The following is a 22576-nucleotide window of genomic DNA, read 5'->3' on the forward strand; positions in this document are numbered from 1 at the left end:
CATCTCTTGGTTGGTCTTATGGATGAGTTTAGCAGTTGCCACCCAGCTGCGCCTGGATGAAGGCCACCACATCCGCCAGGGCGATCTCCTGCTTTTCACCGGTTTTGCGGCACTTGTACTCAACTACACCCTGCTCCAGACCTCGGTCACCGACGATAATCTGATGTGGCAGACCCATGAGTTCGACATCGGCCAACATCACACCCAGGCGCGCCTTGGCTTCGTTCATAAACAGGGCATCAATGCCCGCCGCTTTGAACGCGCTGTAGAGCGCCTCACACTGCTGCTCCACCGCCTCCGACTTGTGCATGTTGATCGGCACCAACGCCACATCAAATGGCGCCAGTGCCTGTGGCCAGATAATGCCGTTATCGTCATGGTTTTGCTCGATGGCAGCTGCCACCACACGGGAGACACCAATACCGTAGCATCCCATGGTCATAATCTGTTGCTTGCCGTTCTCATCCAGGACAGCGGCGTTCATTGCCTTACTGTACTTATCGCCCAGTTGGAAGATGTGCCCTACTTCGATACCGCGCTTAATTTCCAGCACGCCTTGACCATCCGGGCTTGGGTCGCCAGCGACAACATTGCGAATATCGGCCACCTCGGGCAGCGGCAAATCACGCAGCCAGTTAACGCCACTTAGGTGGAAGCCATCTTTGTTGGCGCCACACACGAAATCTGCCGCATGGGCCGCCGCGCGATCGACAATCACCTTACATTGAATACCTTTGGGCCCGATGGAACCGGCACCGGCAGCCGCCACCGAGCGGATCTCAGCCTCGGAGGCAAAAGTGATGGGCGCGGCAACAACCGCGAGCTTTTCAGCTTTGATCTCATTCAGCTCATGGTCGCCGCGCAATACCAGTGCCACCAGGCACTCTTCGCCAGTGTCGGCATCAACACCTTTCACCAGCAGAGTCTTCAACACTTGCATAAGCGGCACATGGAACAGCTTGGCCACCTCTTCCACGGTGTGGGCACCGGGGGTGGCAACCTCGGTCAGCTCCTCGTGGGCGGGCGCGCGTTCTCCAGCCGGTGCCAGGGCTTCGGCCAGCTCTATGTTGGCGACGTAATCACTCTCGGTGGAGAAGGCGATGTCATCTTCGCCGCTGTCGGCCAAGACATGAAACTCGTGGGAGCCGGAACCACCAATAGAGCCGGTATCGGCCGCAACCGCACGAAAATCGAGGCCCAGGCGACTAAAAATAGTGCTGTAAGCCTGATGCATGACATCGTAGGTCTCTTGCAGAGAGTCCTGATTGATATGAAACGAGTAGGCATCTTTCATGATGAACTCGCGCGCGCGCATGACGCCAAAACGGGGGCGGGTTTCATCCCGAAATTTGGTTTGAATCTGGTAAAAATTAACCGGCAGTGATTTATAGCTTTTAAGCTCGTTACGGATCAGGTCGGTGATCACCTCTTCGTGGGTTGGGCCCAGGCAGAAGCTGTTATCGTGTCGATCTTTTATACGCAGTAGTTCACCACCATACTGCTCCCAACGACCCGACTCCTGCCACAACTCGGCCGGCTGCACCACCGGCATCAACAGCTCCTGGGCACCGGCGTTGTTCATCTCTTCACGCACCACAGCCTCAACCTTGCGCAACACCCGCAAACCCAGCGGCAGCCAGTTGTAGAGACCCGAGGCCATCTTGCGGATCAATCCAGCCCGCAGCATCAACTGGTGGCTCACCACCACGGCGTCGGCGGGGGTCTCTTTTTGCGTGGCTATTAAAAATTGGGTCGCTCGCATGCTAGCTTGGCTTCTCTCATTGGGGTTTTGTGTTATTGGGGCATCTGCTGGTAGCTCAGCCCGGTTTCTACTAAAGGCGGGTATTCTATGGCTATGATGCCGGTCTGCCTAGTGGCGTTGGTTACACCGCCGGCAGAGAGCCCTTGGCATGGCTCGATTGGGTAAAATGTTTGTCGTGATCTATTGAAAGCGGCAGACATCGCTGCCAGGATAACCCAACACATTGTCGTTTGCCGGCCGTGATGTGCGGCAAATATTAGCGAAGGATGATCTATGTTCAAACTCGACGCCGCGTTGGTCAGCGATACCGTGCTTATCGGCCACTTTCCCCTGAGTTTGGTGTTGCTGCACAAAGACGCAAACTACCCCTGGTGCATTCTGGTGCCGCAACGGGCCAGCATTAAAGAGATCTACCAATTGGATGAGGAAGACCAGATTCAGCTGTTGCGTGAGTCTTGTACGCTCTCCGAAACCATGGTCAGTATGTTTGACCCCGACAAGATGAACATCGCGGCCTTGGGGAATATGGTGCCACAACTGCATATACACCATGTGGCACGCTTTAAAACCGACGGCGCCTGGCCCAACCCCATCTGGGGAACACAACCGGCACAGGCCTATGAGGGTGAAGCGCTGGCTAAACGGGTCTCGCAGCTGCGCAGCGCACTGGATGGAGACGACTTTACCATCTCTGATGAAGTCCCCGAGCCCACCTCCACTTTCAGCCCCACTATTGAGACCTAAACCTGAAAGCCCAAAGCCTAGGCCCTCTTAGCTAGGTGGTAGACAGGCTATTTTCGCGCCGCGGAAAAATCCAACATACGGGTCAGCGGCAACATGGCCCGCTCTCCCAGTTTGGGATCTACAGTTATCTCATTGGCGGCCGCCACCTCTGGCGATTCCAAAAGCTTCACCAAATTCTCCAGGCTGTTCATTGCCATCCATGGGCAGTTGGCACAACTGCGACAGGTGGCACCATGACCAGCGGTCGGGGCAATAATGAGCTCTTTATCGGGGCACTGCTGCTGCATCTTATAGAAAATGCCCTGGTCGGTCGCCACGATAAACTGTTTGTTCGGTAGGGTTTTGGCAGCGTTAATCAGCTGCGATGTGGAACCGGTTACGTCGGCCAAGTCGATTACCGCGGCCGGGGATTCCGGGTGTACCAATACTGCCGCTTCCGGATAGAGCAGCTTCAGATCTTCCAATCCTTTCGCTTTAAACTCTTCGTGCACGATGCAGGCGCTGTTCCACAAGAGCATGTCGGCCTTGGTTTTGCGCTGAATATAGTCGCCCAGGTGTTTGTCGGGCGCCCAGATTATCTTCTCACCCTGGGCATCCAGATAATCAACCACATCCAGGGCGATGCTGGAGGTGACCACCCAGTCGGCGCGTGCTTTTACCGCGGCCGAGGTATTGGCGTAGACAACAACAGTTCGGTCTGGGTGTTGGTCGCAGAAGGCGCTGAACTCGTCAACAGGGCAACCCAAATCAAGCGAGCAGGTTGCCTCCAGAGTTGGCATTAGTACGCGCTTTTCGGGGGTGAGAATCTTGGCGGTCTCGCCCATAAACTTAACACCGGCGACAATTAATGTCTTGGCGGGGTGCTGGCTACCAAAGCGGGCCATTTCAAGGCTGTCGGATACACAGCCACCGGTCTCTTCCGCCAGTGCTTGAATCATCGGGTCAGTGTAGTAGTGAGCAACCAGCACCGCATCCTGCTCACGCAGCAGATGCTTAATACGCTCTTGGTAATCGAGTACCTGCTCGGCGGTTAATTGCGCGGTTTGCGGGTGTGCCAGATAGTCGTGAACCAGGTTACGCGCCTGCTCAAGTGCATCATTGTCGATGGTTTCCATCACACCTACCTCTCATTACTCAGTGCCACAGTGTTAGGGTCAGGAATTATACACGGTTTGCCCAAAAAACAGTTATTCAATTTATTCCTTTAAATATCATAATCTTACAAGGAATTCATAATGTATATCATCAATATATTTGATCAATATTTGCACTAAACAGTAACACCTATGGACTAGCGCTGCTGGTTCAACAGAGTGGCAACGGCCGAGATTCTAGCCTGACGAAGAGGCTCCGTGAGCTCCGCTCCACGATAACCCTTAGCCAATAGCGGTTTGACATCCACCTGCCGGGCTTCGGCCATGCTGTCGAGCAACAGCTGCGCCTGGGGATAGGCCTCATCTGCCCGCCCCTTGCGCCCCCGAGCGTCTGCTTCGCAGGCCGCAGCAAACAGAGCTACACGTTCGGGCCGACGAAATGCATCCAAAGCCTCCAACAACGCCACCACAGAACCGGGCTTCATCTCCAGCATACGATGACAACGCAAGTGGTGTTCGCATACCAATCGCCCTAGTGCAGCGTAATCTTTGGGCACTTTGAAGCGTTGGCTCATGGCGTCGACCAAAGGCAGCCCCTTTCGTTCGTGGTCGATATGCTGGGGCCACTCTCTTTGAGGCGTTACCCCCTTCCCCAGATCGTGTACCAGTACGGCATAGCTGACCTGTGCGTTATCAAACAGTTGGCTGGCCAGATCGATAGAGAGCATGACATGCAGGCCGCTATCAACCTCCGGATGATGCTCGACTGCTTGCGGCACACCAAACAGTGCATCCAATTCAGGAAACAACTGCGCCAGTGCACCACAGGCCCTGAGCACACGAAAAAATTCGCTGGGGGTGGCTTCAGTGAGCGCCCGTTGAGTCTCCTTCCAGACCCGCTCGGGAGTAAGTGTTGCTAACTCGCCACTACTGCTTAGCTCGGTCATCAATGCTAAAGTCGAGGGGTGAACGGTGAAGCCAAGCCTGGCAAAGCGGGCAGCAAAACGGGCAACCCGCAATACCCGCAGCGGATCTTCAGCAAACGCCGGAGAAACGTGGCGTAAGGTTCTTTCGGCTAGATCCCGGCGACCACCATAGGGGTCGACGTAGTCGCCCTGCTCGGTTTTAGCGATGGCATTAATAGTCAGGTCTCTACGCTGTAGATCCTCTTCCAGGCTGACTTCCGGGCCAAAATCACACACAAAGCCACCATAACCAACACCGCTTTTTCGCTCGGTTCTGGCCAGTGCGTACTCCTCCTTGGTTTGTGGGTGAAGAAATACAGGGAAGTCCTTGCCCACCTGTTGGAAACCAAGCTGTAGTAACTGCTCCGGCAGTGCGCCGATGACGACATAATCCCGATCAGCCAGCGCCAGGCCGAGCAGCTCGTCACGTACGGCGCCACCGACCAGATAGGCCTTGAGGCTAGCGAATTCGTTTTTCATTTATATAAGCAGTATTCGGGTTGGTTAGGGGCGGCAACAGCTTACCACTATTGAGTTTAAAGACGAGCCGTCGGCCGCCTTAACAAGACGGTTGTGGAGATTGCGGGGAACAGCAGACATAAAAAAACCTCCCATTGGGAGGTTTACAAGATGGTGGGTCGTACTGGATTCGAACCAGTGACCAATTGGTTAAAAGCCAACTGCTCTACCGACTGAGCTAACGACCCAAATTCTTCGATGTAAGGAGCACGCCTCGGGCCTACTCAGCTAGCCACGGTACCAACGTATTGGTGGACCGTTTAATCCCAGGGGGCACTCCGAAGTTAAAACCAGAGTGTAGCGGTTCCGTCTGGGGATCACCGGTTAATAATTGCCTTTAAGAAAGGACGTTTTAATCGACGGTGACCTAACTATAAATGGTGGGTCGTACTGGATTCGAACCAGTGACCAATTGGTTAAAAGCCAACTGCTCTACCGACTGAGCTAACGACCCAAAATCTTTGCCTACGGCTGGTAATCGTACAGGCTCTGTTCAACGAATTGGCCAGCTGTTTCAACGATTACAGTAGCACCACCACCTTAACCAGGTGCGGGCTTTGCCCCGAAGGAGGCGCATATAGTACTCATAAAAATCCAAAACTCAAGCGCTTTTTTTACCAAAAGCGCCGCTAAATTACCACGCGAAACAATAAGTTAGGATTGATATGGAGTAGGATCGGCAACACCGGCAGCGGCAAATCCCTCTTTACGTAGCCGACAACTATCACAGCGGCCACAAGCCCTGCCCTGCTCATCAGCCTGATAACAGGAGACGGTTTTGGCGTAGTCCACACCCAAAGAGACGCCAAGTTGAACGATTTCACCTTTGGTAAGCTTCATAAGCGGTGTATGTACCGTGAGCTTACTCCCTTCCACACCCATTTTGGTGGCGAGATTAGCCATCTTCTCAAAGGCATCAATAAACGCCGGGCGGCAATCAGGGTAGCCGGAATAGTCCACCGCATTAACCCCTATAAAGATGTCACTCGCCTCCAACACCTCTGCCCAACCAAGTGCAATCGACAGGAATACAGTGTTCCTGGCCGGCACGTAGGTAATAGGAATGCCCTCGGTGGACGCTTCCGGTACGGCAATGTTGGTATCTGTTAGCGCGGAACCACCAATGCTGTTGAGATTAAGAGAGATGACCTTGTAGTCTGCGGCGCCCAACGCCTGTGCAGTCTGCTGTGCGGCAGCCAGTTCGGCCCGGTGTCGCTGGCCGTAGTCAAAGCTCATGCAGTAACACTCGAATCCCTGACTTTTGGCGATCGCCAAAACAGTCGTTGAATCGAGCCCACCGGAAATAAGCACTACCGCTTTTTTTGATGTAGCCATTAAATTAAACCTGTAATCCTGTGCCCGGTATTAATGCCCTGGGGTATCGCCCCACAGATATTTATGCTGCTGTAATTGTAAGCGCACCGGTAGTCGATCCTGGAGTATCCACTCCGCCAATTGGTCCGCCTGAAGCTCGTTAAACGCGGGGGAAAAGAGCAGCTCAGCACCAGTCGATGCCAGATTAAGCTCATCCAGTTTAAATTTTGCCCACTGATAGTCACCCTCATCACAGAGCACGAATTTAACCTGATCATGTGCAGTGAGGTGTTGAATATTGGAATAGTCGTTTCTGCCCGATTCTCCCGACGCAGGTGTTTTTAAATCCAAAACGCGAGAAACCCGCTGGTCGGTCGCCTCTATCGACAGAGCTCCACTAGTCTCGAGCGAAACTGAGTAGCCGAGATCACAGAGTTGGGTGAGTAGCGGCAGGCAATTTGGCTGTGCCAACGGTTCACCACCAGTGACACAAACGAACTTGGCCTGGAAGCTTTTTACCTGCTCGAGAATGGCCAGCAGCGATAATTTTTCACCGCCAAAGAAAGCATATTCGGAATCACAATAGCGGCAACGTAAGGGACAACCGGTTAAACGCACGAAGACGGTTGGCAAACCCGCGTAACGCCCTTCTCCCTGCAGGGAGTAAAAGATCTCGGTGATGCGCAGTGATTGCTCGGTCATGTAGGGCCACCCAGGGGAAAAAGCGGCGCAGTTTAGCGAAAATGAGTGGGTAAGGCTAGGGAGTAACCACCATCAAGGCGGGCTACTGGGTCAACTGGCTACGGCCGTGAGCCGCCAATCTACGGCCCAACATTGGGCCGACAGAAACTTATAGAGAGTTGACTGACATAAACTCCTGAGCCAACTGAGCTGCGGCACTACTACCCTGGGCCACTTCACTCAACAGAGAGCGCGCCTTGGTTTTATCACCCAACTGGAAATAGACCTTACCGAGTTTAAATTTCGCATCAGGGACCTTGCCGTGCCCCGGGAAGCGATTGATAAGCTCAGAGAACCACTGCTTAGCTCCAGGAAGATCTTGTTTACTTAAACTGATCTCTCCCAACCAATAGTAGGCGTTGGGAGCAAAGAGGCCATCGGGATAGAACTCTAGGTATTGCGTTAACTTGGTAGCTGACGCGTCGAAGTCTTTATTCTGGAGCAGTAGATTGAGCGCATCGCTATATAGTTCACGCTCATCGGGTGGTTCACTGCTAGACAGAGTTGTAGAAGAGGATGGAGAGGAGGTAGTAACGCTGGGGGCTGTTGTTACCGGCCCAACGTTTGAAGACTTGGACATCAGCGCAGATATTCGCTGATCCAGGTCAGTGTAGTCATCCATGCGCTGCTGTTTTAAGCGCTTAATTTCATAGGATTGCTGTTCAACCAGGCCACGCAATTCCAGAAGCTCCTGCTCCATGGATTGCAGACGGATATACAATTCTGCTGCACTATTGGCGGGCGCCACAGTAGCGACACTGGTATTGGGAACGGCTTTGCCGACTGGCGTGGAGTCTATGACTCTGACCTGCGCCCAACTTGGCAAAGCGGCGGCCACGAGGGCCGCCGCTGCCAGCCAGGATTTCTGGCGGTGGTTCTTTACAACCATAGGTACATCAATTCGCTTTATTTCAATTCTACGCGACGGTTCAGAGCCCAAGACTCTTCGTTAGCACCAAGAGCAACAGGCTTCTCTTCACCGTAGCTGATGGTTTCGATCAGCGCAGGGTCAACACCTTGCAGTACCAGGAACTCTTTTACTGCAGTGGCACGTTTTTCACCCAATGCCATGTTGTATTCGCGTGAACCGCGCTCATCAGCATGACCTTCCAAGCGAATTTGACGTGGTGAGGCGATCAGCTGTTCTGCGTGAGCGGTTAACAGTGCGCGAGCTTCAGATTTCAGTTGGTACTTATCAAAGTCGAAGTAAAAGACCGTACCCAGAACGACTGGCTCTTCTTCCTCGGCCATAACTCCGGAGTCATCAATACCAGTGGTGGTAGCGCTAGTATCTTCGGCAGGTGGTGTTACTGGCTCTTCAGGGGTGCTGGTGGAGGAACACCCCGTCAATACCATAGCCAATACAACCAAACCCAACCCCGTTTTAAACACATTCATGGTCTTTCACTCCCAGTTATTAAGAAATAAATCTAGTTTATAAAGTGATTCCGTTATCGTTCGAATAACAGCGAACCACCCGCAGAAAAGTAGTTCACTCTATTTTACGCCTCGGTTGTCCAACTAACCCAACGCTTCCATGGCCAAGGCATAAGCCCTCAATTCAAAAACGGCGACCAAGCTGGCTCGCGTACATCCCCCCGCTGCGATGGCAGCCGGAATTTAACTCCAGCGTCCAGCGAAACAGCGGCCAGTATACCTTTACCCCGGTTTTGTGTCGCGTACAGTAACATAGCTCCGTTGGGCGCGATACTGGGCGATTCATCCAGCTCTGTCTCTGTAAGAATGCGAATATCCCCACTCCCAACATCTTGAGCGGCAATATGGAATACACCATCTCGTCGATGCACCATAACCATGGTTTTACCATCCGGCGAAAGACTAGAGCGGGCGTTATAATCGCCGTAGAAGGTTAAGCGCTCTGTGCGCCCGCTGGCAAGGTTGATTTGGTAAATTTGTGGCTGACCTCCCCTATTCGAGGTAAAAATAATGCTTTTTCCGTCAGCCGCCCAGCTTGGTTCGGTATCAATAGCGATGGAACGAGTTACTCGCTGATACTTTCCAGTGGCCAGATCAAGCGTGTAGATCTCTGGATTACCATCTTTGGAAAGTACAAAAGCCAGTTTTTTACCATCGGGAGACCAAGCCGGTGCCCCATTCAACCCTTTAAAATTGGTAACCTGTTGTCGTCGCCCCGTAGCGATATCCTGCACATATATTGCCGGCCGTGTAGTTTCAAATGAGACGTAGGCCACACGCTTGCCCTCAGGCGACCAACGCGGAGAGAGTAACGGCTGTTTTGATTTCAACAGCTCGAGCTCGCGGGCTCCGTCTGCATCGGCATACATCAACCGATAGGTGGCGTTACTTGGGTTCACTCTATCGCGTAATACTTCAACGTAAATTATTTTAGTAGAAAAAACGCCACGTATGCCGGTAATTTCTTCATAAATGAGATCTGCCGCATAGTGTGCGAGACTTCTCAGGTCATTAGAGGCGGCAGAAGCGATTCTTTTGAACACTTGCCGCTGATTTAGCACATCATAAAGTTCAAACCAGAGTTGGTAACCACCAGCGGCTGGCTCCAGTCCACCAATCACCAGATACTCCACACCCAGAGCTCGCCAATCCCGATAGAAAACATCTTTGGCCGCTTGCGGGTATGAGAGCATATTGGCCCGAGCAACCGGATCGAATTGGCCACTGCGTTGTAAATCGGCGGCAACAATAGCGGAGATGTCTTCCGGTAGACCGGCGCCATTCTTGAAAGGAACTACGGCAATAGATATCGGGTTATCGATACCTTGTGTGATTTCAATGGTCAGCTCCGCCCAAGAGTTTGAGCTCAAGAAGACCAGTAATAAAAGACATTGAACCCAAAGGCTTTTCGCTGCACGCAAATTAATCTCCTTGCTAATACTAGCTGCTTTTTATAAGCGTAAATCTGTGGGGTTAAAGACCAGCTTCAATTGTCGGAAGTATTGCTCAAAAACTTCCGGTGGAAGATTCTGCAATTCGCGAAACTGCTCTGCTTTTAATACCGCCTGCTCAGCAGATCGGTCAAATGCTGCATTGCCGCTACTGGAGGAGACAGTAACGTTGACCACTCGGCCAGTCGGTACAAGCTGAATCAGCAACTCGCATTTCATACCCTTACGAGCTGACGGAGGGCGGCTCCAGAACTGCTCCACCCGCTGGGCAATAACCGCGACGTAGCTTTGTGCCGTCTCCGCTGCCTGCTGCTCGGCAAGAGCGGCCTTCTCAGCTGCTTCGGCTGCCGCCACCTCCTGTTGGAGCTGCTTCTGAATCCGCTCCTGCTCCATGCGATTCAGCTCTTCAGCCAGTGACTGTTGCTTGCGAGCCTCCTCCTCGGCCGCTTGCTGAGCTTTGCGCTCGGCCGCTTTCTTTTCTGCCAGCTCGCGTTCCTCAGCTTCTTTTTTTCGACGTTCAGCTTTTAGCCGAGCCTGACGTTCCCGCTCCGCTTTAGCCTCTGCCTCTCGCTTTTTCTGCGTTAGGTCTACCACCTTGGGTGTTTTTTCAGCAACACGAGGTGCCTTTTGCGCAGGTGCGGTCTGTTTCAGCTGTACCAATTTCGCCTGCACCACACGTACCGGTGGTTTATGTACAGGCACGGAGGCTTCCCAGCCTTTAGAGACCAAAAATATGAGCCCGCTATGAATCACCAGACTCACAACAATCGCGAAAGGCAGATTAAAACTCTGACTGGAAAGCATCAGCTATCTGGCTCGGTTACCAAACCTACCGATGGCGCACCAGCGGCTTGCAGGCTGGTCATCGCTTGAATCACAACACCATAAGGAACCGCCGAATCGCCCCATACCAATACCGGGGTATCTGGTTTTTGGCGTAATACTTTAGCTACAGTCTCTTGGATTTCTGGTAAAGGCTTGGCTGATTCCTGATCTTTACCGAGGTTTAAGAAGAAACTGCCATCAGCCTTTACTGAGACGATCAGCGGTTCTTCCTCTTTGTTATCCATTGGTTCTGATGGCGCTTGCGGAAGATCCACCTTTACCCCCTGCATAAGCAGCGGTGCGGTAATCATGAAAACCACCAGCAGCACCAACATCACATCGATGTACGGGACAACATTGATTTCTGCCATCGGTTTGCGTTTTTTATTACGCATTCGGGTTACCTAAAAATCAGTTGCCAGTGTGTAATTTACGGTGCAGGAATGCACTCAGCTCTTCAGAGAATGTCTCGTAGTAGCTCGCCAAGCTCTCTGCCTTTGCTGAATAGCGGTTATAGGCTAATACCGCTGGAATGGCGGCAAACAGACCCATGGCGGTAGCCACCAGAGCCTCGGAAATACCGGGTGCCACGATAGCTAAAGTGGCCTGGTGGACATTCGCCAAGCCACGGAAGGAAGACATAATTCCCCACACAGTGCCAAACAGGCCGATGTAGGGGCTGACGGAAGCAACGCTCGCCAGGAACGGCAGGTTGGCTTCAAGCTTCTCCTCCTCCCGGGCCAAAGCCACACGCATTGCCCGTTCGGTGCCCTGCATCACCGCCCCCGGATCCGCGGAGCTCTGCTGCTTTAAACGGGAAAACTCCTTGAACCCGGCTCGAAAAATATTTTCGGCTCCGAGCACTTGGCCACTGGCAGCCTTGGCATTGCCCTGCTTATAGAGCTGAGTTAAATCGATCCCGGACCAGAAGCGTTTTTCGAAATCGGCATACATGCGTGAAGCGCGGCTTTGAAACAAGCCTCGGTTAACGATCATTACCCAGGAGACGACCGACGCCAGTAGCAAAATCGCCATCACCAATTTGACGACCAGGCTGGCCCCCATGATCAACGACCAAATGGATAAAGTTTCACCAGGATGCATGGGATAAGAGCTCCACAACGAATTCAAATAGCTTGTTTACGCATTGCTGCCTTCGGATTAATGACGTTAACACCTGAATTGAGTTCCATTAGGTGTCAACAGCGCTTGCGGCAGCAATAGTTACGATATTGTTCAAGGGTGTCAATGCACTAACGCTTTTGGTTATGCCAAAGGTTAATCGCGTCATAAACTTCAACGGGTAATGCCCTTGGCCGCAGTTCGGTGCGATCGACACAGGCTACTTTGACGGCCGCACTACACAGCAGAGCTTCACCACGTAAAACCAGTTGCCGAAACACCACATGCGAACGGGCCACCTTTTCAAATTCTGCAGTGACCGTTAGTAAATCATCCAAAATTGCAGATTTTTTGTACTGAATATCCGCACCGGCCACTACCAGCAAGCCATTACCATTGGTTAACGCGGGCTTATCAAACCCTAAACTGCGCAGTAATTCAGTACGCGCGCGTTCCATAAATTTTAAGTAGTTCACATAAAAGACAATTCCTCCGGCATCTGTATCTTCTATATAGACTCGGACAGGAATGGAAAACTGGGGCATGAAAGATCTCTTGAGCGAGGCAGGTTTTGGGGTGGGTTACAGATCTAGCTTACCTTGGTTCTCTGGTTGCCGAAGACCAAAGTGATCGAAAGCCCGCTGGGTTGCCATACGACCCCGGGGTGTACGAACCAGATAACCTTGCTGAATCAGAAAGGGTTCGAGCACATCCTCAATGGTGTCGCGCTCCTCGTTGATGGCTGCGGCCAGGCTGTCAACACCCACCGGCCCACCGGCAAATTTCTCAATCACGGCAAGCAACATACGCCGGTCCATATGATCAAATCCACTGGCGTCGACATTAAGCATGTTAAGTGCTGCGTCAGCCACCTCTCGGGTGACCACGCCATCGGCTTTTACATCGGCGTAATCGCGAACCCGGCGCAGCAAACGCAGTGCAATTCGAGGGGTGCCCCGGGCGCGCATGGCAATCTCTTCGGCACCACTATCGACAATACCGATAGCCATCAGAGCCGCCGCCCGGGAAACGATATGGGTTAAATCGGCCAGGGAGACAAACTCCAGGCGCTGGACAATGCCAAAACGATCACGCAGCGGCGAGGTAAGCAGGCCGGCGCGGGTGGTGGCCCCCACCAGGGTAAATGGAGGCAGGTCTATCTTGATTGAGCGTGCTGCAGGCCCCTCCCCGATCATAATGTCCAGCTGAAAGTCCTCCATGGCTGGGTATAACACCTCCTCGACCACCGGGCTGAGTCGATGGATCTCATCGATAAAGAGCACATCACCGGGTTCGAGATTGGTCATCAGTGCCGCCAGGTCACCGGCCTTCTCCAGAACTGGGCCCGAAGTCGACTTCAACTCTGTGCCCATTTCGGCGGCGATGATATTGGCGAGAGTGGTTTTGCCTAACCCTGGAGGGCCAAAGATAAGGGTGTGATCCAGCGCTTCTCCGCGCTTTTTGGCAGCGGCGATGAAGATCTCCATCTGCTCTCGAACCTTGGGTTGACCGCGGTAATCCTGCAGCGACTTGGGTCGGACGGTCTTGTCTACCAATTCATCTGGAGCCTCAGCCTTGGCTGAGACCACGCGCGACGCTTCAATTTGGTCTTTATCGATCATAAAAAGTAGTGTTTCGCCCGTTCACTCTGGTAGTTAGCCCGGCAGCATAGACTTGAGAGCCAGGCGTATCAATTCTTCACTGCGCTCGGGCTGCTCCTGCTGGCAGACTCGGCTAATGGCTTTCGCAGCCTCGACAGGCTTGTAGCCAAGAGCGATCAGGGCCGCCTCTGCCTCAGCTACCATATCGGATTGCCGTGCCACCGGCCCAGCGGCCTGTACAGGTGGTACGACACTATCGCCACCGGCATGCGGCCAATCTTTGAGCCTGTCCTGCATCTCGACCACCAAACGTTCAGCAGTTTTCTTGCCAACCCCCGGCACCTTGACCAGAATCTCACTGGCTCCAGAGCGGATAGCAGAGACAAAAGCGGGAGTTTCTATACCGGAGAGAATCGCCAGCGCCATCTTCGGTCCAACACCGCTGACCTTTATTAAATGACGGAACAGCTGGCGATCAACGGTATCTTTAAAGGCGAACAGCTGCTGCGCATTTTCGCTCACAGAAAAGTGGGTATAGAGGGTGACTTTTTCACCAATTGCGGGTAGCTGGTAGATGCTGGTCATTGGCGCTTGCACCTCATAGCCAACCCCATTGACATCAACCAACAAATACGGGGGGTGCTTCTCAGCCAAAACACCAACCAAACGACCAATCATTACAGCCCCTTAAGCTCAAAAAACGCCGTCAAAATATCACACTAGGCGGCCTCGGCGAAATCGTGTCGCGCGGGCTGTGGAAATTAAGTGTTGTTGGGTGTGGGCATGGCAAAGCGCAATGGCAAGCGCATCAGCGGCGTCTTCCTGGGGTGTTTTGTTGAGTTTCAGCAGGTGTTTGACCATGTGCTGAACCTGGTGTTTGTCAGCCGCCCCGGTGCCCACCACAGACTGCTTGACCTTACGCGCTTCATATTCAGCGACAGGTAAATCGTGGAAGCCGGCAGCGACAATCGCCGCCCCTCGAGCCTGACCAAGTTTTAACGCTGAGCCCGCATTTTTTGCCATAAACACCTGCTCGATGGCCATTTCCGCGGGTTGGTATTCAGCGATAATTTCAGACAGGGCCTCAAAAATGGTTTTCAGGCGAGCCGGAAGGGAGTCGTTAGCAGGTAGGCGGATAACGCCACTGGCCACATAGGCCACTCGTCCACCTAAAGAATCGATCACGCCAAATCCGGTTTTTAGTGAACCCGGATCCACACCCAGAATTAAGGGCATACCCCCAAACACCACTCTACTGATTATTTATCCAGTGCTAGGATGTCAGGGGGCACCCGGCAGGTCAAGGCGTTATTGCAGTTTTTCTTCGGCATTGAGTACCCGCACAGCTTCGCCGCTGGCGTCGAGCACTGTGGGTTTACTGATTGGGGCCACATCGCCCACCACAACCGTTAACGTAAAACTGCGGCTGGCACTCTCGTTACCGTTTTCACTGGTAACAAACAGATTCAGGTGGTAACGACCGGCCTGATTGGAAGCAACAGTACCGGTTAGCAAAATCGGTTCACCCTCTGTGCCTTCGCCGGTGTATGCCTCGAAGCCAGTTAGGGTTAAGCCATCGGTTGCGGTTGCGGTTACGGTCACCTGCTCCAGGTCGAACGAGGGAATGATCATCAGATCAATGATTTCCGGCTCTGAAATTTTGGTCTTACCGTCGTAACTGTGTTGAAACTCAACCGGTGCACCAGGCTTCTGATAATCGCTGCCCAGTCGCAAACCCTGCCCCGGGGCACTGCTGCTCTCCGGTAGCTGATCTTGATTATCGGCACAGGCGAAGCCACCGGCCATCAGTATCGCCACCACAAAAGGGCTTATTAATCGTTTTGCCAACATGATCTCTTCTCTTCTTTTATTGGGCTCGCTACCCGAATGTAACCGCGTCTTGAATAAGCAGTTTGTGGCAGCGCCGGCCAATCAGTTCCAACTGACGTTGTAGCAAACGTCGTTATTTTCAAAATCGTAAACGTCCATTATGTAGTCACCCGAGGTTAGGGTGTTCGACCAAGACTCGATATCAGATACCGAATCTTCTGACTTAGTGACATAGACTCCGCGGCGATAGAGATAAAAGTCTGGATCGGTAGCCAGCGCCCCAGAAGCTCGCGCTACTGTTAATGTATGGCTCCCGCCAGCTACATTGGGCAGTAATACATAGCGATGGGTTCCCAGTTTGTTATCGTTTCCAAAGTCATTCACCATACAAACCTGCACGGTACCGCCCTGATTGAGTTCAGTATAAATAGGCAGCAGCTCACTCACGCCATTGGCATTGGTTTCAGTTGATCCCATGGCGTCGTCGACAGTGATACTCTGTGCCGCGGCCAGCGCATCAATACTCGAAGCCACACTGGGATTTGCGGTTTTAAAGGTATCGATAAAAAGATGGATACTGGTGAACAGTTCTGAGTTGATGTAACTGGAGCTGGTAAGTACCGCGTATATCTCGTCCAGCCCCATATTGAGATTGTCACTGCCGTCGCTGCTGCCATCATAGATGTCGTACAGAATCGACTGCACAGAGCCCTCGTTAAACCACCCTTCGGGTGAATAGACATTATCTTCAACATCGATGGCAAAACCTAAGGCTTGGGCGGGTCCGCCCGAATCAACATAGAGAGGGTCTTCAAGCACCATGGCAGACAGCGCATTACCCCACCCCTCACCAAACGCCAGGCGCATATCCAGTGCTGCGGTTAATGTGTGACTGCCACCAATAGAGTCCGATCTCGACAGGTTGGCCTCGAAATAGTGTCCCCACTCGTGGGCAATTACGTGGCTGTCGAATTCGTCGGTATCGGAATCTTTGGCTCCAAGAAGATAGATAGCGTTGCCGTCAGAAGTGAAAAAAGAGGTACCAATCTCGCCCGCCGTCAATTCACCATCCTGGGGAATATTGTCTTCGCTCCAGAGCACCTGCAGGGCTGGGAAATTGATATTCGCATCAACGGCGACAAAGCTCTGTAACGAGCTGTAGACCGTATCGAGAATGGCAAAAGGCGCCGCCGCCCGTTCACCGGTGTAGTCGTTGGCCGACAGGCTCCAGCCTGAGGCGGCGTGCAGATCGCGTACAGAATCGCTGGTGCCCGAATTGATCAGATCCCCCTGCAGCACATAGAGGGCTTTGCCACTGGTGTTATCCCGCACGGAGACATCCCAACTGGCGGTACCGGTAGAAATCGACTCTGCCCGTACCCGAACACGTACCTGGGTATTGGCCGGCGCCTCGAGGAGGTAATTGCCATTGTTATCGGTGAAGCTTTCGTCCAAAACACCACCGCTGCCATTTAGAAGTTGCACCGTGGCCCCTCGAACGGGCTTTTCGACGGTATCGGCGTAGCTTAAACCATGGGTTACAGCCGTATGAGGGACTGAATCATAGGAGACAAAGCCTGAGATATTGGTGGTAACTGTAGTGCCGCCACTACCACCACCGTCGCCGATACTGCCACTGGACGAAGAGCTACCTCCGCCGCAGGCGGTTAAACCACCGCTCACCAGTGCGAATAACACTAGCCAAACCCGTTTGTTCATATATTGCCCAATCGCTTGCAGATAAGTTGTTATTGTCCCCCAGGCACAGCCCGGTATTGCAGCTGCCTAAGAGAAGGCTTTTAGTAAAGAATAGACTCTCTGGCTGAATACTGGATTAACACCGCCAACTCCGCAGCCGCTGATTACCAGAGTTTTGAAATATTGCGCAAAATCATCGTCTATACATGGCGCAGTGCTATTAAATCGTATGACAATAGCGCCCTACTCCGCTATTTCATTGATTTGACTGTCATATTTCCTATTTACGATTGACTCTTCACACACTCAACGGATTACCCCATGTCTGTACATTTGACGGCCCATTGGCGTTTTTTGACAACGATCTCCCTGACCATGAGCCTTTGTGCCTGTAACTTTCAGTTGGGCGGTGACCCCAATAGCGATGGGACCTCAAGCGGCAGTGACGGAGGCGCCAGTATTGGAGTGCTGACTGACGCCGGCGCTTTGGAGGTCAATTACGACAGTGACTTCAGCCTATCGGTCAGTGCCAACGTCTATATCGATGGCGAGGAAGCCGACTCCAGCGACCTAGCCAAGGGCATGGTTGCCAGTTTTGTCCTCTCGGAAACCGTTCCCAGCAACTTGAGTTCAGGTACCGCCACTGAGATTCGTGCCAACCACCTGCTGATTGGCCCGGTTACCCAGCTGCAGCCATTGATGGTCCTGACCAATGAGGTTACCGTCACCGAGGACACCGAGATTGACGGCATCAAAGATGACGACATCGCCAACCTGAGCCTGGGCGATGTCGTTCGAGTGAGCGGCTACAGCAACCGTGCTGGAGGGGTATTGGCCAGCCGAGTTGATGCTCCCACAGGGGGCAGCAGTTTTTGGAAAATCACCGGCAACGTTGAAAACCTGGTAAGTAACGACAGCTTTTTACTGAACGACCAGACAGTACAGTTCAACGGTTTGGTTGCCGATTGCAGTCCGGACATCAGCAATGGTGACTGGGTCGAGGTCACCGCATCACCCCTGGCAAGTTTCACCGCCGGCGACGCTGTCTCAACCACTCTGTCCATTACCTGCGTAGAGACCAAACTACCGGAACTAAGCAACAACGACAGTGATATAAACTCTTTACCGGCGGAAATGGAGGATATCATTACCGATTTTGGCAACACCTTGGGGACTTTTTATCTGGGTGACCAGGAGGCCGAAGTGACTTCATCTACGCAATACTATGGCGGCTCTTCAAGCGATATGGTGATTGGCGCAAAGGTTGAAGTAGAAGGCAGTGTCAATCTGAGCTCCGGTATTTTAACGGCCGACACCGTCATATTTCATGAGCGGCGCATTTACCTAGAGGCACCACTCAACAGTAGCCAGGTTACTGTCGACACCTCAGTTGAGCTATTCCAGGTAAACATCACCGCAAATCGGCTACTGGTTGAAGACGATCTCATTGTTAGCAGTGGTGTGGCCGACACTCAGGTACGGCTATGGGGGTTTGTCGATCAGGATCAAAACCCCTATGCCATTCGCATGGAGGCTGCGGGAACCATGGACGACCAGGACATCACCGTGCAAGGGCCGATTTCCCGAGTTAGCAGCTCTACATTCGACATCATGGGTATCTCCGTCGCTGGCAGTGCCGCAGCGGGTATCGTGGCCTCCCTCGCGGAAGAGGACTTGGTGCGGGTGGAAAATTCCGAGGTCAATGGTAGCGCCAGTATCACCGGTGGCACTATCACCCAGATAGAGCAGTAACAAAAAACCCGCCGAAGCGGGCTTTTTTATTTAGTCTCTTTGGCCTCTTTTTTACGCAGGCTGATATTCAGCTCTCGTAACTGTAAGGGGTCGACTGTTCCCGGAGCATCGGTCATCACACAGGCGGCGGTTTGCGTTTTGGGGAAGGCGATTACATCGCGAATGGAATCCGCACCCGTCATCAGCATCACCAAGCGATCCAAACCAAACGCCAAGCCACCGTGAGGGGGTGCGCCGTACTTGAGGGCGTCCAGCAGGAAACCAAACTTCTCACGCTGTTCTGCCTCATCAATGCCCAACACCTCGAATACAGTTTCCTGCATTTTCTGGTTGTGGATACGAATGGAGCCGCCACCCAATTCGGTGCCATTCAGCACCATATCGTAGGCAATAGAAAGTGCCGCCAGTGGCTCTGCCTTCAGCTCTTCTGCAGAGCATTTAGGTGAGGTGAACGGATGATGCAAGGCGGTTACACTGCCATCGTCGTTCTCTTCAAACATTGGGAAGTCAACGACCCAGAGAGGAGCCCAATCGCAGGTAAACAGGTTAAGGTCATGGCCCACCTTAATGCGTAACGCACCCAAGGCTTCAGAGACGACCTTAGATTTATCAGCCCCAAAGAAGATGATATCACCGTCTTTAGCACCAACACGCTCTACCACTTTCAGGGTCACTTCATCACCCAGGAATTTGATAATGGGTGACTGCAGCCCCTCTACCCCCTGGCCAAGGTCATTAACCTTAATCCAGGCCAACCCCTTGGCACCGTAGATACCAACGAACTTGGTGTATTCGTCGATCTGCTTACGGGAAATTTCAGCGCCACCATCAACCTTAAGCGCCGTAACCCGTGAACCAGGATCGTTAGCGGGGCCGGCAAAAACCTTAAATTCAATCTCTTTGAGCAGATCTTTAATATCGACCAGTTGCAGCGGGATACGCAAATCAGGCTTATCACTGCCGTATAACGCCATTGCCTCGGCAAAAGGCATGCGGGGAAACTCCCCAAGATCAACACCCTTAACATCGATAAACAGCTGGCGAATCATCCCCTCGGTGATCGCCATAATCTCTTCGTCAGACAAAAATGAAGATTCGATATCGATCTGGGTAAATTCCGGCTGCCGGTCTGCACGCAGGTCTTCATCGCGAAAACACTTGGCAATCTGATAGTAGCGATCGAACCCGGCAACCATCAGCAGCTGTTTAAACAACTGAGGTGATTGAGGCAAGGCGAAGAATTTGCCGTCGTGGGTACGGGAGGGCACCAAGTAATCCCGAGCCCCCTCAGGCGTAGCTCGCGTCAAAATGGGCGTTTCCAGATCGAGAAAGCCCTGTTCGTCCAGGTAGCGGCGGATAACACTGGTCACCTGGGCCCGAAGTTTCAGATTATTCTGCATTTCGTGGCGGCGCAGGTCTAGGAAGCGGTACTTCAAACGCACCTCTTCGCCAACCGTGGAGTGCTCGTTAAGCGGGAATGGCGGCGTTTCCGCCGTGTTCAGTATCTCCAAGGCCAGGCCGTAGACTTCAATCTTACCGGTGGCCATATTGGGGTTGACGGTGGATTCGCCACGCGCCCTCACCCGGCCGGTGATTTTTAGGACATATTCACTGCGAATTTTATCGGCTTCGCTGAAATTAGCACTGTCAGGGTCAAATACCACCTGAACAACACCTTCACGATCACGTAAATCGATAAAAATAACACCGCCGTGGTCACGACGACGATCCACCCAACCACACAGAGTTACTTCCTGGTCGATAAGATCAGTGCTAACTTTGCCACAGTAATGGCTACGCATATTGAATTCCTGTTTAACTTGTGATCACAGCCCTGAACTGCAAGGCTGCCTAAATACTAACCGGCGTCTTTAGCCTTAGCTGCAGTGCTGGGCTTGTCGGTACTACCGCCAGAGCTGGTCTTGCTACTCGTATCCGTACTCTTGGCGGCGGACTCGCCAGAACCGGCCAAATTCTTTTTGTTGCCTGATTTAAAATCAGTCTCATACCAGCCGCTGCCAGACAACCGAAATCCAGCCACCGATATCTTTTTCTGCAGTTCCGGTTGCTTACAACTGGGACACTCCACAAGCGGGGCATCCGAGAGTTTCTGCAGTGCCTCCAGCTCATGCTGACAGTGTTTACAAACATATTCATAAATTGGCATAGCGCTGTGCCTCTACCCATATACCAAAAACAGCTTCCAAAAACGCCATTGTGGAGGCTCTGACCCCACTTTTAAAGGCGCCCAGACGGCCGAAAGGCCGAATTTGGCCAGTCTGCGCCCGAAGGGCGGCCATTATAGCCTAATGGCCAAGATAGGACACAAGTCCCTGCATTCCCTCCCCCCATCTCGAACCACACCCCAAGCGGAGAGCCCCCCTTCTAAAGTCGGCACCGGCGTCAGCCCACAAACGGCAATCGGCGAACTCAAAGCAGCGCCGATTCCAATAATAAGAGGACAAGCATACGCTTAAGCAAAGCCCATGAGCGTACCTATGCCCGGTTTTGGCAGTGTTAATCAACAAGCGTAAGTTAATTTGTTGTTTCAGATGGAATCGGATTGACCACTATTCGCTACAAATATAGAAACTGTCGGCGTTAAGTTGTCAACAAAAGGAACAGGTTCGATTTGAATCTATTTTTTACGAGAATTTTATTGCGGTAGTTATTTTTATACTATATATAATGTGGTTAGCTCGTTTATCAATAAAAAACGAAGACCAGCTCTGGTGAAGTAAAGTTTGAAGAGCACAGTAGGCTCCTCAAGCGGATACTTAAAGCGCTCACCAATTTTATAAATCAATAGAGCTGAACTACTCTAACAGACTCACATCAACAACAAGGAACCAACTATGGCCGTCCGTAAGTCACCCGCAGCCGCCAGCAAAGCCCCAGCAACAAAAGCCGCCGCTCCAGCCGCCAAACCAGTGAAGGCTATTACCGAGCGTTACACCAAAACCCAAATGCTGAACCAGCTTTCTGAGACCACCAGCGTACCTAAAAAGCAGGTTCAGGCTGTTCTGGATGAGCTGTCCAACATCATTGCGGGTCATTTGAAAAAACGCGGAGGTTGTGGCGATTTCGTTTTACCAGGTTTGATGAAAGTCACCACGGTTAAAAAGCCAGCCAAAAAAGCCCGTAAAGGTATTAACCCATTCACCGGTGAAGAGACCACCTTTAAAGCTAAACCTGCCAGCGTGCAGGTTAAAATTCGTCCACTGAAAAAACTCAAAGAGATGGCCGAATAATCACCTACTGCGGTGACATCAAGCCTGGGGCAGACCAAACTGCCCTGGGCCACCCCTCCGGCACTGATTGGAACAACTAAACCCCTCCGCTTCACAACCATCAGCCATCCGCTGCCCCCTTCTGTTCAGACGCACTAGACCTGTGAGAAGCCAGTTAGTTTAACGGCTGTAAATAGTTCTCTTTTTTAACATCAACAAATGATACCAACGAATACGGCAGATTCACCCTAGTAAACAAATCTGAAAACCACCTCGCCACCGGATCAACGCAAATCCCGGTTATTGATAAGCAGTAGGATTTACCGGCTTGGTTAACGGGTGCAGTCCTAATCGCGATTTAGGTAAAGGCCGACTCCTCACCGAACGACCTCACTCACCGCTATTTCTTATAGCAGGCAGCGCAATACCAAGAGAGGGTGAATAACATCGGGTAATAATAAATTTGCGGTTTAAATCCTGACCAAAGCAGC

Annotated in this window: 22 protein-coding genes and 2 tRNA genes; 3 read left to right on the forward strand and 21 right to left on the reverse strand. The window is 52.3% G+C overall.

Features of this window, described 5'->3' with window-relative positions; translation table 11 throughout:
• Positions 1-28 precede the first annotated feature (28 nt).
• Positions 29-1762 carry a proline--tRNA ligase gene (locus SBL51_RS03095; protein ID WP_317929104.1) on the reverse strand — a complete coding sequence of 578 codons (1734 nt, stop codon included), beginning with the start codon at positions 1760-1762 and terminating at the stop codon, positions 29-31.
• A gap of 273 nt (positions 1763-2035) precedes the next feature.
• Here SBL51_RS03095 and SBL51_RS03100 point away from each other — a divergent pair, with 273 nt between their 5' ends.
• Positions 2036-2506: an HIT domain-containing protein gene (locus tag SBL51_RS03100; protein ID WP_317929106.1), complete on the forward strand. Its 471-nt coding sequence runs from the start codon at positions 2036-2038 to the stop codon at positions 2504-2506.
• Between the two features lie 47 nt (positions 2507-2553).
• Here the strand turns inward: SBL51_RS03100 and nadA are convergent, their stop codons facing one another.
• The 18 genes from nadA to SBL51_RS03190 form a co-directional block, all read right to left on the reverse strand.
• Positions 2554-3621, reverse strand: a complete 1068-nt coding sequence (nadA, locus tag SBL51_RS03105) for a quinolinate synthase NadA (RefSeq protein ID WP_317929108.1) — start codon at positions 3619-3621, stop codon at positions 2554-2556.
• Positions 3622-3797: 176 nt separating this feature from the next.
• Positions 3798-5045: a multifunctional CCA addition/repair protein gene (locus tag SBL51_RS03110; RefSeq protein ID WP_317929109.1), complete on the reverse strand. Its 1248-nt coding sequence runs from the start codon at positions 5043-5045 to the stop codon at positions 3798-3800.
• A gap of 151 nt (positions 5046-5196) precedes the next feature.
• Positions 5197-5272, reverse strand: a tRNA-Lys gene (locus SBL51_RS03115).
• A 190-nt stretch (positions 5273-5462) separates the two neighbouring features.
• Positions 5463-5538 (reverse strand) — tRNA-Lys (locus tag SBL51_RS03120).
• A 200-nt stretch (positions 5539-5738) separates the two neighbouring features.
• Complete coding sequence (queC, locus tag SBL51_RS03125; RefSeq protein ID WP_317929110.1) at positions 5739-6419, reverse strand: 7-cyano-7-deazaguanine synthase QueC; 681 nt, start codon at positions 6417-6419, stop codon at positions 5739-5741.
• Positions 6420-6449: 30 nt separating this feature from the next.
• Positions 6450-7100, reverse strand: coding sequence for a 7-carboxy-7-deazaguanine synthase QueE (gene queE / locus SBL51_RS03130; RefSeq protein WP_317929112.1), 651 nt, complete (start codon positions 7098-7100; stop codon positions 6450-6452).
• Positions 7101-7248: 148 nt separating this feature from the next.
• Positions 7249-8028, reverse strand: a complete 780-nt coding sequence (locus SBL51_RS03135; RefSeq protein ID WP_317929113.1) for a YbgF trimerization domain-containing protein — start codon at positions 8026-8028, stop codon at positions 7249-7251.
• Between the two features lie 17 nt (positions 8029-8045).
• Positions 8046-8537, reverse strand: coding sequence for a peptidoglycan-associated lipoprotein Pal (gene pal / locus SBL51_RS03140; RefSeq protein ID WP_317929114.1), 492 nt, complete (start codon positions 8535-8537; stop codon positions 8046-8048).
• Between the two features lie 158 nt (positions 8538-8695).
• Positions 8696-9997 carry a Tol-Pal system beta propeller repeat protein TolB gene (gene tolB / locus SBL51_RS03145; protein ID WP_317929116.1) on the reverse strand — a complete coding sequence of 434 codons (1302 nt, stop codon included), beginning with the start codon at positions 9995-9997 and terminating at the stop codon, positions 8696-8698.
• Between the two features lie 30 nt (positions 9998-10027).
• Complete coding sequence (tolA, locus tag SBL51_RS03150; protein ID WP_317929117.1) at positions 10028-10729, reverse strand: cell envelope integrity protein TolA; 702 nt, start codon at positions 10727-10729, stop codon at positions 10028-10030.
• Positions 10730-10830: 101 nt separating this feature from the next.
• Positions 10831-11247: a protein TolR gene (tolR, locus tag SBL51_RS03155; protein WP_317929118.1), complete on the reverse strand. Its 417-nt coding sequence runs from the start codon at positions 11245-11247 to the stop codon at positions 10831-10833.
• 16 nt (positions 11248-11263) lie between these two features.
• A complete protein-coding gene (gene tolQ / locus SBL51_RS03160; protein WP_317929120.1) occupies positions 11264-11956 on the reverse strand; it encodes a protein TolQ in 693 nt (230 codons plus the stop codon).
• 149 nt (positions 11957-12105) lie between these two features.
• Positions 12106-12519: a tol-pal system-associated acyl-CoA thioesterase gene (gene ybgC, locus SBL51_RS03165; protein ID WP_317929121.1), complete on the reverse strand. Its 414-nt coding sequence runs from the start codon at positions 12517-12519 to the stop codon at positions 12106-12108.
• A gap of 36 nt (positions 12520-12555) precedes the next feature.
• Positions 12556-13596: a Holliday junction branch migration DNA helicase RuvB gene (ruvB, locus tag SBL51_RS03170; protein WP_317929123.1), complete on the reverse strand. Its 1041-nt coding sequence runs from the start codon at positions 13594-13596 to the stop codon at positions 12556-12558.
• Positions 13597-13629: 33 nt separating this feature from the next.
• The gene (gene ruvA / locus SBL51_RS03175; RefSeq protein ID WP_317929125.1) at positions 13630-14253 is read right to left on the reverse strand and encodes a Holliday junction branch migration protein RuvA; all 624 of its coding nucleotides are present in this window, start codon (positions 14251-14253) and stop codon (positions 13630-13632) included.
• A 36-nt stretch (positions 14254-14289) separates the two neighbouring features.
• A complete protein-coding gene (ruvC, locus tag SBL51_RS03180) occupies positions 14290-14811 on the reverse strand; it encodes a crossover junction endodeoxyribonuclease RuvC (RefSeq protein WP_317929127.1) in 522 nt (173 codons plus the stop codon).
• A gap of 72 nt (positions 14812-14883) precedes the next feature.
• The gene (locus SBL51_RS03185) at positions 14884-15426 is read right to left on the reverse strand and encodes a hypothetical protein (protein WP_317929128.1); all 543 of its coding nucleotides are present in this window, start codon (positions 15424-15426) and stop codon (positions 14884-14886) included.
• 81 nt (positions 15427-15507) lie between these two features.
• Positions 15508-17103 carry a carboxypeptidase-like regulatory domain-containing protein gene (locus SBL51_RS03190; RefSeq protein WP_317929129.1) on the reverse strand — a complete coding sequence of 532 codons (1596 nt, stop codon included), beginning with the start codon at positions 17101-17103 and terminating at the stop codon, positions 15508-15510.
• A 321-nt stretch (positions 17104-17424) separates the two neighbouring features.
• Here SBL51_RS03190 and SBL51_RS03195 point away from each other — a divergent pair, with 321 nt between their 5' ends.
• Entirely contained in the window at positions 17425-18855 is a 1431-nt protein-coding gene (locus tag SBL51_RS03195) for a DUF5666 domain-containing protein (RefSeq protein WP_317929131.1), read from the forward strand.
• Between the two features lie 26 nt (positions 18856-18881).
• Here the strand turns inward: SBL51_RS03195 and aspS are convergent, their stop codons facing one another.
• On the reverse strand, positions 18882-20657 hold the full coding sequence (gene aspS, locus SBL51_RS03200) for an aspartate--tRNA ligase (protein ID WP_317929132.1): 1776 nt from the start codon (positions 20655-20657) through the stop codon (positions 18882-18884).
• 56 nt (positions 20658-20713) lie between these two features.
• The gene (locus SBL51_RS03205) at positions 20714-21022 is read right to left on the reverse strand and encodes a zinc ribbon domain-containing protein (RefSeq protein WP_317929133.1); all 309 of its coding nucleotides are present in this window, start codon (positions 21020-21022) and stop codon (positions 20714-20716) included.
• A gap of 763 nt (positions 21023-21785) precedes the next feature.
• Between SBL51_RS03205 and SBL51_RS03210 the strand changes: the two genes are divergently transcribed.
• The gene (locus tag SBL51_RS03210; RefSeq protein WP_317929134.1) at positions 21786-22106 is read left to right on the forward strand and encodes an HU family DNA-binding protein; all 321 of its coding nucleotides are present in this window, start codon (positions 21786-21788) and stop codon (positions 22104-22106) included.
• Positions 22107-22576 lie beyond the last annotated feature (470 nt).

It is taken from the genome of Halioxenophilus sp. WMMB6 (assembly GCF_033283405.1).
Lineage (GTDB): Bacteria > Pseudomonadota > Gammaproteobacteria > Pseudomonadales > Cellvibrionaceae > Halioxenophilus.

Excerpts from the sequence above, each read along its gene's own strand:
- SBL51_RS03195 (WP_317929131.1), top strand. The coding sequence starts at position 17,425 with ATGTCTGTACATTTGACGGCCCATTGGCGTTTTTTGACAACGATCTCC.
- nadA (WP_317929108.1), bottom strand. The coding sequence starts at position 3,621 with ATGGAAACCATCGACAATGATGCACTTGAGCAGGCGCGTAACCTGGTT.
- SBL51_RS03100 (WP_317929106.1), top strand. The coding sequence starts at position 2,036 with ATGTTCAAACTCGACGCCGCGTTGGTCAGCGATACCGTGCTTATCGGC.
- tolQ (WP_317929120.1), bottom strand. The coding sequence starts at position 11,956 with ATGCATCCTGGTGAAACTTTATCCATTTGGTCGTTGATCATGGGGGCC.
- ybgC (WP_317929121.1), bottom strand. The coding sequence starts at position 12,519 with ATGCCCCAGTTTTCCATTCCTGTCCGAGTCTATATAGAAGATACAGAT.
- ruvA (WP_317929125.1), bottom strand. The coding sequence starts at position 14,253 with ATGATTGGTCGTTTGGTTGGTGTTTTGGCTGAGAAGCACCCCCCGTAT.
- pal (WP_317929114.1), bottom strand. The coding sequence starts at position 8,537 with ATGAATGTGTTTAAAACGGGGTTGGGTTTGGTTGTATTGGCTATGGTA.
- SBL51_RS03135 (WP_317929113.1), bottom strand. The coding sequence starts at position 8,028 with ATGGTTGTAAAGAACCACCGCCAGAAATCCTGGCTGGCAGCGGCGGCC.
- tolR (WP_317929118.1), bottom strand. The coding sequence starts at position 11,247 with ATGCGTAATAAAAAACGCAAACCGATGGCAGAAATCAATGTTGTCCCG.
- SBL51_RS03110 (WP_317929109.1), bottom strand. The coding sequence starts at position 5,045 with ATGAAAAACGAATTCGCTAGCCTCAAGGCCTATCTGGTCGGTGGCGCC.
- SBL51_RS03205 (WP_317929133.1), bottom strand. The coding sequence starts at position 21,022 with ATGCCAATTTATGAATATGTTTGTAAACACTGTCAGCATGAGCTGGAG.
- SBL51_RS03095 (WP_317929104.1), bottom strand. The coding sequence starts at position 1,762 with ATGCGAGCGACCCAATTTTTAATAGCCACGCAAAAAGAGACCCCCGCC.
- ruvC (WP_317929127.1), bottom strand. The coding sequence starts at position 14,811 with ATGCCCTTAATTCTGGGTGTGGATCCGGGTTCACTAAAAACCGGATTT.
- SBL51_RS03185 (WP_317929128.1), bottom strand. The coding sequence starts at position 15,426 with ATGTTGGCAAAACGATTAATAAGCCCTTTTGTGGTGGCGATACTGATG.
- queC (WP_317929110.1), bottom strand. The coding sequence starts at position 6,419 with ATGGCTACATCAAAAAAAGCGGTAGTGCTTATTTCCGGTGGGCTCGAT.
- queE (WP_317929112.1), bottom strand. The coding sequence starts at position 7,100 with ATGACCGAGCAATCACTGCGCATCACCGAGATCTTTTACTCCCTGCAG.
- aspS (WP_317929132.1), bottom strand. The coding sequence starts at position 20,657 with ATGCGTAGCCATTACTGTGGCAAAGTTAGCACTGATCTTATCGACCAG.
- ruvB (WP_317929123.1), bottom strand. The coding sequence starts at position 13,596 with ATGATCGATAAAGACCAAATTGAAGCGTCGCGCGTGGTCTCAGCCAAG.